We start from the raw sequence: 15,447 nt of genomic DNA, 5'->3' as shown, positions 1-15,447 counted from the left end.
AAGCCTGAGGGGTGTTCGGGGGACGGAGGCTCGGGGCCTGTCCAGAAAATCTAGTTCTTGGTGATCATCGAGCGGACGAAGAAGAGCAGGTTGGCCGGCTTCTCCGCGAGGCGCCGCATGAAGTAGCCGTACCAGTCGGTGCCGTACGCGGTGTAGACACGCATCCGGTGGCCCTCGGCGGCGAGCCGCAGGTGCTCCTCGCCGCGGATCCCGTACAGCATCTGGAACTCGTACTCGTCCAGCTTGCGCCCGGCGCGCCGCGCGAGCTCCTGTCCGATGGCGATCAGGCGCGGGTCGTGGGACCCGATCATCGGGTAGCCCTCGCCCTCCATCAGGATCTTCAGGACGCGGACGTACGCCTTGTCGATCTCGCCCTTGTCCTGGTAGGCGACCTCGGCGGGCTCCTTGTAGGCGCCCTTCACGATGCGCACCCGGCTGCCGGCGGCGGCCAGCCGGCGGGCGTCGGCCTCGGTGCGGAAGAGGTAGGCCTGGATGACGCAGCCCGTCTCGGGGAAGTCCTTCCGCAGCTCCTCGTGGATGGCGAACATCGAGTCGAGGGTGGTGTGGTCCTCGGCGTCCAGGGTGACCGTGGTGCCGATCGCGGCGGCGGCCTCGACGACCGGCCGCACATTGGCGAGGGCCAGCTCGTGGCCGCCTTCCAGCGCCTGGCCGAACATCGAGAGCTTCACCGACATCTCGGCCTTGGTGCCGTGACCGAGCTCCTTGAGACGCTCGATGAGCTCCAGATAGGCGTCGCGCGCGTGGGCGGCCTGCTCGGGAGTCGTGATGTCCTCGCCCACCACGTCCAGGGTGAGCTCCAGGCCCTTGCCGACCATCTCCTCGACGATGGTGACGACCTGGTCGACGGTCTCGCCGGGGATGAACCGATTCACCACGGGCTTGGTCACCGGGGCGGCCGAAACGAGCTTGCGCATCTTGTCGCTGCGCGACGCGGCGAGGATCACGGGACCCAGCACGGGGCACCTCCACGGAAAGAACTAGACGGGGCCGCCGACGGGACCGGAGGGACGCGGCACGTCCTCCCGGCGTTCCGGCGACGGCACGGAGAACCACCGTGAAACCTAAGGATCTCCACGATCCTCTGCCATCGACAGCTGTCACGCATCCGTGGCCCGGATCTCATACACATGTCTGAAGCGGCCCGGGCGATGAGCGAGAATGGCGGGTGTGAAGGGCGACTACCAGGACCTGGTCGATGAGATCTCGGCGCTGCTCGGCGCCCCGGCAACGCTGGAGAACCGGGATTTCGGGCTGATCGCCTTCGGCGCGCACGACTCCGACGACGACCTGGACATGGACCCGGTCCGCACCCGTTCGATCCTGACCAGGAAGTCGACCCCCGCCGTGCGCACCTGGTTCGAGGGCTTCGGCATCACCCGCGCCACCGGCCCCGTCCGCATCCCGGCCGCGCCCGACGCGGGTGTTCTGCGCGGCCGGATCTGCCTTCCGGTACGCCACCGGGGCATCGCTCTGGGCTACGTCTGGCTGCTCGACGCCGAGCCGGGGCCGGCCGGGGACAAGCTCACCGCCGCGATGGAGGTGGCCGCCAGGATCGGGGCGCTGCTCGCGGACGAGGCGCAGGCCGGGGCGGACCTCACGCGCGAGTTCCGGGCGGTCCTCACGGCGGACGGGGGCTGGCAGCGCGACACGGCGACGGCCGCCCTCCAGAGCGCGCTCGGCCCGGACGCGGAGGGCCTGCACGTGCTGGTCTGCGTGGCCCCCTGGCCCGGCGAGGACACGCCTTCGGTCCGTACGGTGGCGGGGGCGGCGGCGGTGTGCACGGTGCCGTGGCCGGCCGGCGGCGCGGGCGCCGGGCACGCCCTGGCGGCGCTGGTGCGGCTGCGGTCGGCGGACGCGCTCGCGCCGGCCAGGACCGCGGCGCAGCGGCTGCGCGGGGAGGCGGGCGGCGCGGCGGCGGCCGGGGTGGCGATGCCCCGCCGGGGTCTGGCCGACCTCGCCCTCGCCCACCGGGAGGCAACGTCCGCCGTCCGGGCGGCACTTGCCGAGCCCCGGCTCGGCCCGGTCGCACTGTGGTCGGAGATCGGCCCCTACCGGATCCTGACCGCGCTGGCGACCAGCGCCCCCCAAGACCCCGCGGTCCGCGGCCTGTTGAGCCCGGGCCACACCGAACTCGCCCGCACCGCCGAGGTGTTCCTCGACAACGCGGGCCAGGCTGCACGCGCGGCCGCGGCGCTCGGCATCCACCGCCAGACGCTCTACTACCGCCTGTCGCGCATCGAGCACCTCACCGGCCTCGACCTCGACCGGGGCGAGGACCGGCTGCTGCTGCACATGGCCCTGAAGGCAGCGCGGTTGTAGGGACCGCAGGCCGTGCGGGCCTCAGGACTCGCCGCGCGCGGCGGCCATCACCTGGCGCAGACCCTCGGTGAGTTCCTCTGCACGAGTGGCCGTCGCCGGGTCGAAGGTCCACTGGGCGATGAGCCCCATCATCAGCGTCATATAGAACTTGCCGAGGGTGTCGACGCTCTTCTCCTCGACCTCGGACTCCTCGCCGCCCATGAGCATCGGGATGATGCCGCGCGCGCCCTCGCGCTGCGCCTGCGCCAAGTGGTCGCGTACGCCCGGGAGTTGGTCACCCATGACGACGATCTCCATGCTGAGCCGCCACAGCGAACCCGGCTGGGCCATGGTGGCGATGATGTTCGTCCAGACCTCCTGGAACCGTTCGAGCGAGCCGGGGGCCGTCTCGGTCGAGGCGGGCGTGGCGTCGAACGCGTCCGAGACGCCCTCGACCAGCGCGATGTACGCCTCCGCGAGGAGCCCGTCCTTCGACCCGTAGTGATAGCCGATGGAGGCGAGGTTGGTCCCCGACTCCTTGACGATGTCGCGGGACGTGGTGCGCACGAACCCCTTGTCCAGCAGGCAGCGCTTGGCGCCTTCGAGCAGATCCTCACGGTGTCCCATGACAGCAGCGTACCCGGCATACAGACATCCGTCTAAGACAAGCGTCTACGGAGGTCCGCGGGCCGGGTACGGGCCGCGTGAGCGGGGGAATCAGTCGGTCAGGTTCACCGAGCGGGCCGAGTTGGCACCGATCTCCTCGGCGACCTCTGCCAGCACGTTCGGCGGGATGGTGTCGTCCACGGTGAGCACGGCGAGCGCCTCGCCGCCCTCCTCCGCACGGGCGACCTGCATGCCGGCGATGTTGAGCCCGGCCTCGCCGAGCACGCGGCCGACGGTGCCGACGATGCCGGGACGGTCCTCGTAGCGCAGCACGAGCATGTGGTCGGCGAGCGCCAGGTCCACGTCGAACTCGCCGATCGCGACGACCTTCTGGAGGTGCTTGGGGCCGGCCAGGGTGCCGGAGACCGAGACCTCCTCGCCGTCCGAGAGGGTGCCGCGCACGGTCACCACATTGCGGTGGTCGGGCGACTCGCTGGAGGTGGTCAGGCGGACCTCGACGCCGCGCTCCTGCGCGAACAGCGGCGCGTTGACGTAGGAGACCGTCTCGTCGACGACGTCCTCGAACACCCCCTTGAGCGCGCTGAGTTCGAGCACCTTGACGTCGTGCTGGGTGATCTCGCCGTACACCTCGACATCGAGCCGCACCGCGACCTCGCCCGCGAGGGCGGTGAAGATCCGGCCCAGACGCTCGGCCAGCGGCAGACCCGGCTTGACGTCCTCGGCGATCACGCCGCCCTGGACGTTGACGGCGTCCGGCACCAACTCGCCCGCGAGGGCCAGGCGTACGGACTTGGCGACGGCGATGCCTGCCTTCTCCTGGGCCTCGTCGGTGGAGGCGCCCAGGTGCGGGGTGCACACCACCTGGTCGAGCTCGAAGAGCGGGGAGTCCGTGCAGGGCTCCTTGGCGTAGACGTCGAGGCCCGCGCCCGCGACCCGGCCCTCCTTGAGGGCGGAGTACAGGGCGGCCTCGTCCACGATGCCGCCGCGCGCCGCGTTCACGATCCGCACGTGCGGCTGCACCTTGTGCAGCGCCTCGTCGCCGATCAGGCCGAGCGTCTCGGGGGTCTTGGGCAGGTGCACGGTGATGAAGTCGGCCACGGCGAGCAGCTCGTCGAGGGAGAGCAGCTTGACGCCCATCTGGGCGGCGCGGGCCGGCTGCACATAGGGGTCGTACGCGACGATCTTCATGCCGAAGGCCGACATGCGCTGCGCGACCAGGACGCCGATGCGGCCGAGGCCGACGACACCGAGGGTCTTCTCGCTGAGCTCGACGCCGGTGTACTTGTTGCGCTTCCACTCGCCGTTCTTGAGCGCGGTGTTGGCCTGCGGGATGTTGCGCGCGGTGGCGACCAGGAGGCCGCAGGCGAGCTCTGCGGCGGTGACGATGTTGGAGGTCGGGGCGTTCACGACCATCACGCCGGCCTTGGTGGCGGCGGAGACGTCGACGTTGTCGAGGCCAACTCCCGCGCGGGCGACGACCTTCAGCTTCTTCGCGGCGGCGATGGCCTCCGCGTCGACCTTGGTGGCCGAGCGGATCAGGATCGCGTCGACACCGGCGATGGCGGGCAGCAGTTCCGCGCGGTCGGCTCCGTTGCAGTGCCGGATCTCGAAGTCCGGCCCGAGGGCGTCGACGGTGGCGGGCGACAGCTCTTCAGCGATGAGTACGACAGGTTTCGAGCTCACGTGGGTCCTCACTGAATCCTTTGCGGACGGCCGTCCCGACGGCCGCAGGCGGTGGAGGGGGAAGCGGCGCCGGGGAATTTCGGGTGCGTTCCCGCGTCGTTCGGTGCGTGCTCTCGGTGTGCCGGACGAAGGTCCTCGTAGCGGAGCTACTTGGGCCTTGGGCCGGTGCGGCGAGGGCGCGTGCCGGGCGGCGTGGGGGCGTGCCTGCAATTCCTCGGGGTCGCTTGTACCGCGTGGAAGACGCACGACGCTGTGGGCCTGACGCGTATATGTGTTGTCGAGCAGTGTAGTGCCGCTCCCCCGAGGGTTCTCCGCCGTGAAGGCAGGATCACCCGATGGGGGTTGGACGTGGTGTCCAGGGTCGTGCGATACCAGCGGGGTCGGACACGGATACCGTGCCCGACCCCGCTGACGGCAGGCTTACGCCTCGTCGTTCTGCACCCAGCTCATGAGCTTGCGCAGCTCCTTGCCGGTGGTCTCCAGGAGGTGCTCGGAGTCCTGGGTCTTGTACTCGTTGTACTTCTTCAGACCGCCGTGGTACTCCTCCATCCAGTTCTTGGCGAACGTGCCGTCCTGGATCTCGGCGAGGACCTTCTTCATCTCCGCCTTGGTGTCGGCGGTGATGATCCGCGGGCCGGTGACGTAGTCGCCCCACTCGGCCGTCTCGGAGATCGACCAGCGCATCTTCTCCAGGCCGCCCTCGTACATGAGGTCCACGATCAGCTTCAGCTCGTGGAGGCACTCGAAGTAGGCGATCTCCGGCTGGTAGCCGGCCTCGGTCAGCGTCTCGAAGCCCGCCTTGACCAGCGCGGCGGTGCCGCCGCAGAGCACGGCCTGCTCACCGAACAGGTCGGTCTCGGTCTCCTCGGTGAAGGTCGTCTTGATGACGCCCGCCCGGGTGCCGCCGATGCCCTTGGCGTACGAGAGCGCCAGCTCCAGGCCGTTGCCCTGCGGGTCCTGCTCGACGGCCACGATGCACGGAACGCCGCGGCCCTCCTCGTACTGGCGGCGCACCAGGTGACCGGGGCCCTTGGGCGCGACCATCGCGACGGTCACATCGGCCGGGGGCTTGATGAAGCCGAAGCGGATGTTGAGGCCGTGGCCGAAGAACAGCGCGTCGCCGTCCTTCAGGTTGTCCTTGATGGACTCCTCGTAGACCTGGGCCTGGAGCGGGTCCGGAACCAGGATCATGATGACGTCGGCCTCGGCGGCCGCCTCGGACGGCGTCACCACGCGCAGGCCCTGCTCCTCGGCCTTCGCCTTGGACTTGGAGCCCTCGTGCAGACCGACACGGACGTCGACACCCGAGTCACGGAGCGACAGCGCGTGGGCGTGGCCCTGGCTGCCGTAACCGATCACCGCGACCTTGCGGCCCTGGATGATGGACAGGTCGGCATCGTCGTCGTAGAACAGCTCGGCCACTGGGATATCTCCTTGGTGTGCTGGTGTTGCGTCCACCGTATCGGTGGGGATGAGTGAGGAATGGGTGAGTCTCGCGATGCGGGCGGGTCGGGCCCGGTCGGCGGGGCTCAGGCGCTGCGGTCCAGGGCGCGCAGCGAACGGTCCGTGATGGACCGGGAGCCGCGCCCTATGGCGATCGTGCCGGACTGGACGAGCTCCTTGATGCCGAACTGCTCCAGCATCTTCAGCATCGCCTCCAGCTTGTCGGCCCCGCCGGTGGCCTCGATGGTCACGGCCTCGGGCGAGACGTCCACGGTCTTGGCGCGGAACAGCTGGACGATCTCGACGATCTGGGAGCGCGTTTCGTTGTCGGCACGCACCTTCACCAGGACGAGCTCGCGCTGGATCGCAGCGCCGGGCTCGAGTTCGACGATCTTCAGGACGTTGACGAGCTTGTTGAGCTGCTTGGTCACCTGCTCCAGGGGCAGGTCCTCGACATTGACCACGATGGTGATGCGGGAAATGTCGGGGTGTTCGGTGACACCGACCGCGAGCGAGTCGATGTTGAAGCCGCGGCGGGAGAAAAGGGCGGCGATCCGGGCCAGGATGCCGGGGGTGTTCTCGACCAGGACCGAGAGCGTGTGCTTGGTGGACATGAGCCTCTTACCTCTTCCTACAGCTCTCAGTCGTCTTCGTTGTCGCCGAAGTCGGGACGGACTCCGCGGGCGGCCATGACCTCGTCGTTGGAGGTGCCGGCGGCGACCATCGGCCACACCTGGGCGTCCTCGTGGACGATGAAGTCGATCACGACGGGGCGGTCGTTGATCGAGTTGGCCTCCTGGATGGCCTTGTCCAGGTCCTCGGGGCGCTCGCAGCGGATCGCGTAACAGCCCATCGCCTCGGACAGCTTGACGAAGTCCGGGACGCGGGTGCCGCCGCTGGGCCTGCCCTGCTCGGCGATGCCGTCCTCCGGGCCGGAGTGCAGGACCGTGTTGGAGTAGCGCTGGTTGTAGAACAGGGTCTGCCACTGGCGGACCATCCCGAGGGCGCCGTTGTTGATGATGGCGACCTTGATCGGGATGTTGTTCAGCGCGCAGGTGGTGAGTTCCTGGTTGGTCATCTGGAAGCAGCCGTCGCCGTCGATCGCCCAGACCATGCGGTCGGGCTGACCGGCCTTGGCGCCCATCGCGGCCGGGACCGCGTAGCCCATGGTTCCGGCGCCGCCCGAGTTCAGCCAGGTGGCGGGGAGTTCGTAGTTGACGAAGTGGGCGGCCCACATCTGGTGCTGGCCGACACCGGCCGCGTAGATGGTGTCGGGGTCGGCGAGCTCACCGATGCGCTGGATGACGCGCTGCGGGGAGAGCGTGCCGTCGTGGGGCTCGTCGTAGCCCAGCGGGTAGGTCTCCCGCCAGCGTTCGAGATCCTTCCACCAGGCGGTGTAGTCGCCCTTGTGGCCCTCGGAGTACTCGGCCTGGACGGCCTGGATCAGGTCGGCGATGACCTCGCGGGCGTCGCCCACGATCGGGACGTCGACCGCGCGGTTCTTGCCGATCTCGGCCGGGTCGATGTCCGCGTGGATGACCTTGGCGAACGGCGCGAAGCTGTCCAGCTTGCCGGTGACGCGGTCGTCGAAGCGGGTGCCGAGCGCGATGAGCAGGTCCGACTTCTGCAAGGCGGTGACGGCGGTGACCGCACCGTGCATGCCGGGCATGCCCACGTGCTGCGGGTGGCTGTCGGGGAAGGCGCCGAGCGCCATCAGGGTGGTGGTGACGGGCGCCCCGGTGAGCTCCGCGAGGACCTTCAGCTCGGCGGTCGCGCCGGACTTCAGGACGCCGCCGCCGACGTACAGGACGGGGCGCTTGGCCGACACGATCAGCTTGGCCGCCTCGCGGATCTGCTTGGCGTGCGGCTTGGTGACCGGGCGGTAGCCGGGCAGGTCGGTGCCGGGCGGCCAGGAGAACGTGGTCTGCGCCTGGAGCGCGTCCTTGGCGATGTCGACCAGGACCGGGCCCGGACGGCCCGTCGAGGCGATGTGGAAGGCCTCGGCGATGGTGCGCGGGATGTCCTCGGCCTTGGTGACCAGGAAGTTGTGCTTGGTGATCGGCATCGTGATGCCGACGATGTCCGCCTCCTGGAAGGCGTCGGTGCCGATCGCCTGGGAGGAGACCTGACCGGTGATCGCGACCAGCGGCACCGAGTCCATGTGGGCGTCCGCGATCGGCGTGACCAGGTTGGTGGCACCGGGACCCGACGTCGCCATGCAGACCCCGACCTTGCCGGTGGCCTGGGCGTATCCGGTCGCGGCGTGGCCCGCGCCCTGCTCGTGGCGGACCAGGACGTGGCGGACCCGGGTGGAGTCCATCATCGGGTCGTACGCCGGGAGGATGGCGCCGCCGGGGATCCCGAACACGACCTCCGCCCCGACTTCCTCGAGAGAACGGATGAGGGACTTCGCGCCCGTGACGTGCTCAACGGTCGCGGACTGGTGTCCGCCGTTACGGGGCCGCGGCTGCGGATGGTGGGCCCCGGTGGCCTGCTCGGTCATCGGCATTCTCTTCTCGAAGCTCAGGGTGTTCGCGGTGGTGTGGTCGAGATCGCGGTGGTGCTTGAGGGGTGCCAGTGCAACAAAAAACCCCTCGTGCCGTGAGGCAAGCGAGGGGAGCGCGTCGGGTGCGGTCTGCGGAGCCTGCATGGGGCCCCGCTTCAGCCGACGCGCTTTCCAAGTACGAGAATTCGGGTGCGCATGGCATTGACCCTCCCCCCGGCGCGCAGGTGGTGTCAAGTAGGTGGGACGGGCGTCTCATTATGTGAGCCGAGCAGGGGTCCGCTCCGGCCACTGAGCACGGGCAGCGCGGCCCCGCCCGGCACCGGGTACTCCCCCCGCCGCAGGGCCCGCCGCAGCCGGAACTCGTCCAGCGGGCCGGAGAACGCCATGCCCTGCCCGTGGGTGCACCCCATGGCGCGCAGCGCCAGGACCTGCTCGGGTACGTCCACACCGTCGGCCACCGACTCCATGCCGAGGTCGCAGGCGATCCGGAGCAGCCCCGCGGTGATCTTGTGCAGTCGGGCCGATTCGACGACGCCCTCGACGAGTCCCCGGTCCAGCTTCAGCAGGTCGATGGGGAGCCGGCGCAGCGCGTTGATCGCCGCGTAGCCGCTGCCGAACCCGTCGAGCGCGATGCGTACGCCCGCTCTGCGCAGGCTCACCAGACGCCGCTCCAGCTCGTCGAAGGAGATCCTCGGGTCGCTGTCGGCCAGCTCGATGATCAGCGCGCCGGAGGGCAGCCCGTGCCGGGCCAGCAGAGCCTCCACGGAGCCGAGCGGCATGGACTTGTCGAGCAGCCGGCGGGCCGAGAGGCGGACCGACACGGGCGCCGTGTGACCGGCCCGCATCCGTTCCGCGGCCAGCTCCACGGCCTCTTCGAGCAGCCAGCGGCCGAGCTCGGCGGCGCGCTCGCTCTCGTCGGCGACCCGGAGGAATTCGGCCGGGGTGAACAGGATGCCCTGGGCCGATCTCCACCTGGCCTGGGCCGCGACGGCGAAGACCTCGCCGGTGGTGAGGTCGACGACGGGCTGGTGCAGGATCGCGAACTCGCCCTCGTTCAGGGCGGTGCGCAGACGGCCCGCGAGTTCGGTCTTGCGGACCACCTCGGCCTGCATCTGCGGGGCGTACAGCTCGACCCGGTTCTTGCCGCCCTTCTTGGCGCGGTACATCGCGAGGTCGGCGTTGCGCAGCAGTTCCCCGGCGCCGACGCCCGGCTCGGCGAAGGCGACGCCGATGGAGGCGGCGACCCGGACATCGTTGCCGTCGATCTGGTACGGCTGCGACAGGGTGAGGCGCAGCCGGTCGGCGATCTCCCTGACCTGGTACTCGCGGGCCGCCGGGTCGCGGGTGCCGTCGCCGAGGATCAGGGCGGCGAACTCGTCGCCGCCGAGCCGGGCGGCGGTGTCGCCGGCCCGTACCGACTCCTGGAGCCTGCGGGCGGCCTGGATGAGCAGTTCGTCGCCGGCCTGGTGGCCGATGGTGTCGTTGACCTGCTTGAAGCCGTCGAGGTCGATGAAGAGCACGGCGGTGCCGGGGTCGGAGCTGCGGCGACCGCCGAGCGCCTTGCGCACCCGCTTGGTGAACAGGGCGCGGTTGGGCAGGTCGGTCAGCGGGTCGTGCTCGGCGTTGTGCTCCAACTGGGCTTGCAGGCGCACCCGTTCGGTCACGTCACGGCTGTTGAGAATGAGCCCGCCCTGATGGCGGTTGACGGTCGACTCGACGTTGAGCCACTCGCCGGTCCCCGACTTGAAGCGGCACTCGATCCGCGTCGTGGGCTCCTCGGCGGGCGGCGCCGCCAGAAACCGGCGCACCTCGTGCACCACCCGGCCCAGGTCCTCCGGGTGGATGAGCGAGGCCAGTTCGGAGCCGACCAGCTCTTCCGCGTCCCGCCCGTAGACCCCCGCCGCGGCGGGGCTGACGTAGCGCAGCATTCCGGTGGGCGCGGCGATCATGATGACGTCGCTCGACCCCTGCACCAGGGAGCGGAAGTGGTTCTCCTTCTGGGCCAGTTCATGGGTGAGCGCGATGTTGTCGAGCAGCATGATCCCCTGGCGGATCACCAGGGCGAGCACCACGGTGCACCCGGTGAAGACCACCATCCGGTCCACCCGGTGGCCCTCGATGACGTTGTAGAGGATCCCCAGGGTGCACACGGCGGCCGCGAGGTACGGCGTGAGCGCGGCCAGGGAGCTGGCGAGCGGCCGGGTGGCCGGCTGGGAGTACGGGCGGGGTCGCACGGCGGAGGGGCGGGCGCCCCGGGGGGCGACGGCGGGCCTGCGCGGCGGCGCCGGGGGAAGCCTGCGGGCGCCCCAGGGCGCGTAGGCGAGCAGCAGGGAGCCGGCGAACCAGCCGGCGTCCAGGAGCTGGCCCGAGCGGTAGTGCTCGCGCAGCAGCGGCGAGGTGAACAGGGCGTCGCACAGGACGGTCAGGGCGAGCGCCGCGATGGCGGTGTTCACCGCGGACCGGTTGGCCGAGGAGCGCCGGAAGTGCAGCGCGAGCACCATGCTGACGAGCACGATGTCGAGCAGCGGATAGGCGAGCGTGAGAGTGGCGTGGGCCACGCCCTCGCCCTCGCGGGCCGTGCTGGCGAGGGCCAGGCTCCAGGACAAGGTGAGCAGCGAGCCGCCGATGAGCCAGGAGTCGAGCGCCAGGCAGACCCAACCCGCCCTGGTGACAGGGCGTTTGGCGAGAACGAGCAGGCCCACGATGGCGGGCGGTGCGAAGCAGAGGAAGAAGAAGTCGGCGGCCGAGAACATCGGCATCTCCCGCCGCAGCACCACCTCGTACCAGCCCCAGACGCCGTTGCCGCAGGCGGCCATGGCGGAGGAGAAGGAGAACAGCAGCCAGGCCGGGCGAAAGCTGCTCTCGCTGCCGGTCGCGCCGCCGCGCGCGTAGCGCAGACAGGAGATCGCCGCGATCAGGGCGGCGAAGGAGAGCCCGAAGTCGCCCATGATCTGGGCGAGTTCGGAGGAGCCCCAGCCCAGGAATGCGCCGGTGGCATATCCGGCACAGATCAGTGCGAGCACCAGGGGGGACACCATGCAGGGGCCGCCGCCTCCGGAGAGGGGGGGCCGGGTCAGAATCGCTCCCGGCGCGCTCACCGGACCGCTCCACGCCACCGGAGCCGCACCGGGGTCCCGCCCGGCCGGAGCCGGGTGCTGATATCTCCGGCCCGTGGACCGTGCTTTTGTGCGCCGTTCGTCGTTGTGCCGCTTATCGCCCCGGTGGTCGCCGCTCCACCGCGGTGCGGTGTCGCGCGGTGCGCGCGGCGGGGATGCCGCAGGTGGTTCCGCCGCGTCGGATCGTTCGTCCATTGGCCGTGCATCGCCCGTCGCCCCCCTCGCAGTGATCGCTCCCGCGCCGTAGACGCACGGCGCCGGCCCCCGGTCGGGACGATACACCAGTCTCGTCACTCAGGGACATAGTCCCTGTACGCTCAGTGACAGCGCGCAATCGGCAGGGCACCGGGTGCACTTGATTCACTCCGGAGCGTTACTGATCCGTCGTCAGAACCACGTTGTCGAGCGGCTCCCGGGCCGCGAAGCGGGTGAGCTGAGCGGCCAGCAGACGCTTGGCGCGGGGCGTGAAAGCCGAGCTCGAACCGCCCACATGCGGGCTGATGAGGACATTCGGCGCATGCCACAACGGGTGCCCCACGGGCAGCGGTTCGGGGTCGGTGACATCCAGTGCCGCGTGGAGGCGGCCCGACTCCAGTTCGGCGAGCAGCGCGCCGGTGTCCACGACGGGCCCGCGCGCGACGTTCACCAGGAGCGCCCCGTCCTTGAGGCGGGCCAGGAACGCGGCGTCCACCAGGCCCTTCGTCTGCTCGGTGAGCGGCGTGGAGACGATGACGACGTCCGCGTGCGGGAGCAGTTCGGGCAGATCGGTCAAGGCGTGCACGTCACCGCGCTCCGTAGTGCGCCATGAGCGCGCGACGCGCGCCACCCGCGCGCACTCAAAGGGCGCGAGCCGGTCTTCGATGGCGGCGCCGATCGACCCGTACCCCACGATCAGGACCGACTTGTCGGCGAGCGCGGGATAGAAACCCGACCGCCACTCCTGCTTCTCCTGTCCCCTGACGAACCCCGGGATCCCGCGCAGCGAGGCGAGGACCAGGGTCAGGGTCAGCTCGGCGGTGGACGCCTCGTGCACGCCGCGGGCATTGCACAGGCGTACGCCGGGCGGCAGCCGCGGGATGCCGGGCTGTACGTGGTCGATGCCGGCGGTCAGCGTCTGCACCACGCGCAGACCGGTCATGGCGGCGAGCGGGCGGATCGCGATCTCGGACGGCTTCATGTACGGGACCACGTAGAACACGCAGTCGGCGGGGTCGGCCGGATAGTCGGGGCCGCCGTCCCAGAAACGGTAGGCGAGCGAGTCGGGTAGGCCCGGTACGTCGGCCGGGTCGAAGGGGATCCACACGTCGGAAGTCATGGTCAGGAGGCTATGCGAAGGGCTCGGGGGGCCAGAGGTTAGTTTGGGGAGCGACGAGGGAGGGATCCGGCCAGGTGGAGCGCAGGACAATCGGGGCGGGGGCCCTGCGGGCGGGTGCGATCGGGCTCGGCTGCATGCCGATGAGCTGGGGCTACAGCCGCTCCCAGCAGGATCTCGAACGCTCCCTGCGGGCCGTGCACGCCGCCCTGGACACCGGCTCGAACCTGCTGGACACCGCCGACATGTACGGCCCGTTCACCAATGAGCTGCTGATCGGGCGGGTGCTCAAGGAGCGGCGGGACGAGGCGTTCGTGGCCACCAAATGCGGGCTGCTCGTCGGCGTCGACCAGCACGTGGTCGCCAACGGCCGCCCCGGGTACGTGCGTCGGGCCTGCGACGCCTCGCTGCGCCGCCTCCACACCGATGTCATCGACCTGTACCTGCTGCACCGCGTCGACCCGGAGGTCCCCGTCGAGGAGACCTGGGGAGCGATGGCGGAGCTGGTGACGGCGGGCAAGGTACGGGCGCTCGGGCTGAGCGCGATGGGCGCGCGGGCGGTGCGCCGGACCGCGCCGGGGGCCGGGGTGCACGGGCTGCACGAGGGCCGGTACGAGGAGACGGTGCGGCTGCTCGACCGTGTGCAGCAGGTGTTCCCGGTCGCGGCCGTGCAGGCGGAGCTGGCGATCTGGTCGCGCGAGGCGCTGCGGACGCTGCTGCCGTGGTGCACCGCCCGCGGGGTCTCCCTGCTGGCCGCGATGCCGCTGGGAAACGGGTTCCTCACCGGCACGCTCACCCCCGGCCAGGGCTTCGAACCGGACGACATCCGGGCCCGCCACCCGCGGTTCACGGCGGAGATGATGGCGGCCAACCAGCCCGTGGTGGCGGGCCTGCGTCGAGTGGCGGAACGCCACGGGGCGACCCCCGCGCAGATCGCGCTGGCCTGGCTGCTGCGCCTGGGAAGCCAGGTGATCCCGGTCCCGGGCGCCAAACGGGAGGAGTGGGTCCGCGAGAACGCCCGCGCGGCAGCCCTCACCCTGACCCCACCAGACCTCAAAGAACTGACCACCCTCCCCCCGGCCCGCGACTGACCGCCCCGTCCCGGGGACTTAAGGGGCTGGGGTGCGCGAGGAACTGCGCGAGGAGCAACCACGACCCGCAGCCGAAAGCGGGGTTGAAAGGGGCGCGAGGAACTGCGCGAGCGGCACGGCCGGGACCCTCCGCCCGGCCGCCAGAATGGACCCGCACCGACCCCCGGCGAAGGGAACCAGAACCGTGCGACGAACCACAGGGCCAACCGCCCTGACCGCAGCCGCAGCCGCAGCCGCAGCCACGCTCGTCCTCACGGCCGGCTGCTCCTCGGGACCCACCCACCCCGAAGGCCAGGGCACCCCCTCCGCCACGGCTCCCGCCTCGGCCTCCCCCCGCCCCCAACTGCCGCCCGCCCAGGGCTCGGTGAAGGTGGCCAGAACCGTCACGGACGGTCTGAAGTCGCCCTGGGGCATCGCTCCCCTCCCCGAGGGCGGCCTCCTCATCGGCTCCCGTGACGACGGCTCCGTCGTACGCGTCGACACCGCAACCGGCAAGAAGACCGCCGTGGGCAGCGTGCCCGGGGTGGCCCACCAGGGCGAGGCGGGGCTGCTGGGGCTCGCCCTGTCCCCCACGTACGCCTCCGACCACCTGCTCTACGCGTACTTCACCACCGAGTCCGACAACCGCATCGCCCGCATGAACTACGACCCGCAGCGGCCCGAGGGCCAGCAGCTCGGGGCACCCGACACCATTCTTCGGGGGATCCCCAAGGGCAGCATCCACAACGGCGGCCGGATCGCCTTCGGGCCGGACCGGATGCTGTACGCCGGGACCGGCGAGACGGGTGACCGGGGGCTGGCCCAGGACAAGAAGTCACTGGCCGGGAAGATTCTGCGGATGACGCCCGACGGGCAGCCCGCGTACGGCAATCCGGAGGCGGACTCGCTGGTCTACTCCTACGGACACCGCAATGTGCAGGGCCTCGCCTGGGACGGCGAGAACCGGCTGTGGGCCTCGGAGTTCGGGCAGGACACCTGGGACGAGCTCAACCTGGTCGAGCCCGGCAAGAACTACGGCTGGCCCGTGGTGGAGGGCCGGGGCGACAAGCCCGGGTACGTCGATCCCGTCGCCCAGTGGAAGACGACCGAGGCCTCACCCAGCGGGATCGCGTTCGCGAGCGGCTCGGTGTGGATGGCATCACTGAAGGGCGAACGGCTGTGGCGCGTCCCGCTGGACGCCACCAAGCCGCTCGCCGCCCCCGAGGCCTTCCTGGGTGGTCGGTACGGGCGGCTGCGCACCGTCCTCGCGGCCGGTACCGGCAAGCTCTGGCTGCTCACCAGCAACACCGACTCGCGCGGCACCCCGAGGCCCGGCGACGACCGTGTCCTGGAGCTGGACGTCACCTGAGC

11 protein-coding genes are annotated in these 15,447 nt (G+C 70.6%); 3 read left to right on the top strand and 8 right to left on the bottom strand.

What is annotated here, in order from left to right; translation table 11 throughout:
* Window positions 1-50: 50 nt before the first annotated feature.
* Complete coding sequence (locus N4G70_RS22200) at window positions 51-977, bottom strand: proline dehydrogenase family protein (protein ID WP_261714427.1); 927 nt, start codon at window positions 975-977, stop codon at window positions 51-53.
* Window positions 978-1,179: 202 nt separating this feature from the next.
* On the opposite strand from N4G70_RS22200, the gene N4G70_RS22195 reads away from it, so the two are divergent.
* Complete coding sequence (locus tag N4G70_RS22195) at window positions 1,180-2,340, top strand: CdaR family transcriptional regulator (protein WP_261714426.1); 1,161 nt, start codon at window positions 1,180-1,182, stop codon at window positions 2,338-2,340.
* 21 nt (window positions 2,341-2,361) lie between these two features.
* On the opposite strand, the gene N4G70_RS22190 is transcribed toward N4G70_RS22195, so the two are convergent.
* The 7 genes from N4G70_RS22190 to N4G70_RS22160 form a co-directional block, all read right to left on the bottom strand.
* Window positions 2,362-2,946, bottom strand: a complete 585-nt coding sequence (locus N4G70_RS22190; RefSeq protein WP_261714425.1) for a TetR/AcrR family transcriptional regulator — start codon at window positions 2,944-2,946, stop codon at window positions 2,362-2,364.
* Window positions 2,947-3,036: 90 nt separating this feature from the next.
* Complete coding sequence (gene serA / locus N4G70_RS22185; RefSeq protein ID WP_261714424.1) at window positions 3,037-4,629, bottom strand: phosphoglycerate dehydrogenase; 1,593 nt, start codon at window positions 4,627-4,629, stop codon at window positions 3,037-3,039.
* Window positions 4,630-5,049: 420 nt separating this feature from the next.
* Entirely contained in the window at window positions 5,050-6,051 is a 1,002-nt protein-coding gene (ilvC, locus tag N4G70_RS22180; RefSeq protein WP_261714423.1) for a ketol-acid reductoisomerase, read from the bottom strand.
* A 107-nt stretch (window positions 6,052-6,158) separates the two neighbouring features.
* Window positions 6,159-6,686, bottom strand: a complete 528-nt coding sequence (gene ilvN / locus N4G70_RS22175; protein WP_120721229.1) for an acetolactate synthase small subunit — start codon at window positions 6,684-6,686, stop codon at window positions 6,159-6,161.
* A gap of 26 nt (window positions 6,687-6,712) precedes the next feature.
* Complete coding sequence (locus N4G70_RS22170; protein WP_261714470.1) at window positions 6,713-8,581, bottom strand: acetolactate synthase large subunit; 1,869 nt, start codon at window positions 8,579-8,581, stop codon at window positions 6,713-6,715.
* A 227-nt stretch (window positions 8,582-8,808) separates the two neighbouring features.
* A complete protein-coding gene (locus N4G70_RS22165) occupies window positions 8,809-11,676 on the bottom strand; it encodes a bifunctional diguanylate cyclase/phosphodiesterase (protein WP_261714422.1) in 2,868 nt (955 codons plus the stop codon).
* A gap of 391 nt (window positions 11,677-12,067) precedes the next feature.
* A complete protein-coding gene (locus tag N4G70_RS22160) occupies window positions 12,068-13,009 on the bottom strand; it encodes a 2-hydroxyacid dehydrogenase (RefSeq protein ID WP_261714421.1) in 942 nt (313 codons plus the stop codon).
* Between the two features lie 74 nt (window positions 13,010-13,083).
* Here N4G70_RS22160 and N4G70_RS22155 point away from each other — a divergent pair, with 74 nt between their 5' ends.
* Together N4G70_RS22155 and N4G70_RS22150 are read left to right on the top strand one after the other, a co-directional pair.
* Complete coding sequence (locus N4G70_RS22155; protein ID WP_261714420.1) at window positions 13,084-14,097, top strand: aldo/keto reductase; 1,014 nt, start codon at window positions 13,084-13,086, stop codon at window positions 14,095-14,097.
* Between the two features lie 184 nt (window positions 14,098-14,281).
* Entirely contained in the window at window positions 14,282-15,445 is a 1,164-nt protein-coding gene (locus tag N4G70_RS22150; RefSeq protein WP_261714419.1) for a sorbosone dehydrogenase family protein, read from the top strand.
* Window positions 15,446-15,447: the final 2 nt, after the last annotated feature.

The sequence above is a fragment of the Streptomyces sp. ASQP_92 genome (assembly GCF_025399895.1).
GTDB lineage: Bacteria > Actinomycetota > Actinomycetes > Streptomycetales > Streptomycetaceae > Streptomyces.
This window is presented reverse-complemented; position numbering and strand designations above follow the sequence as displayed.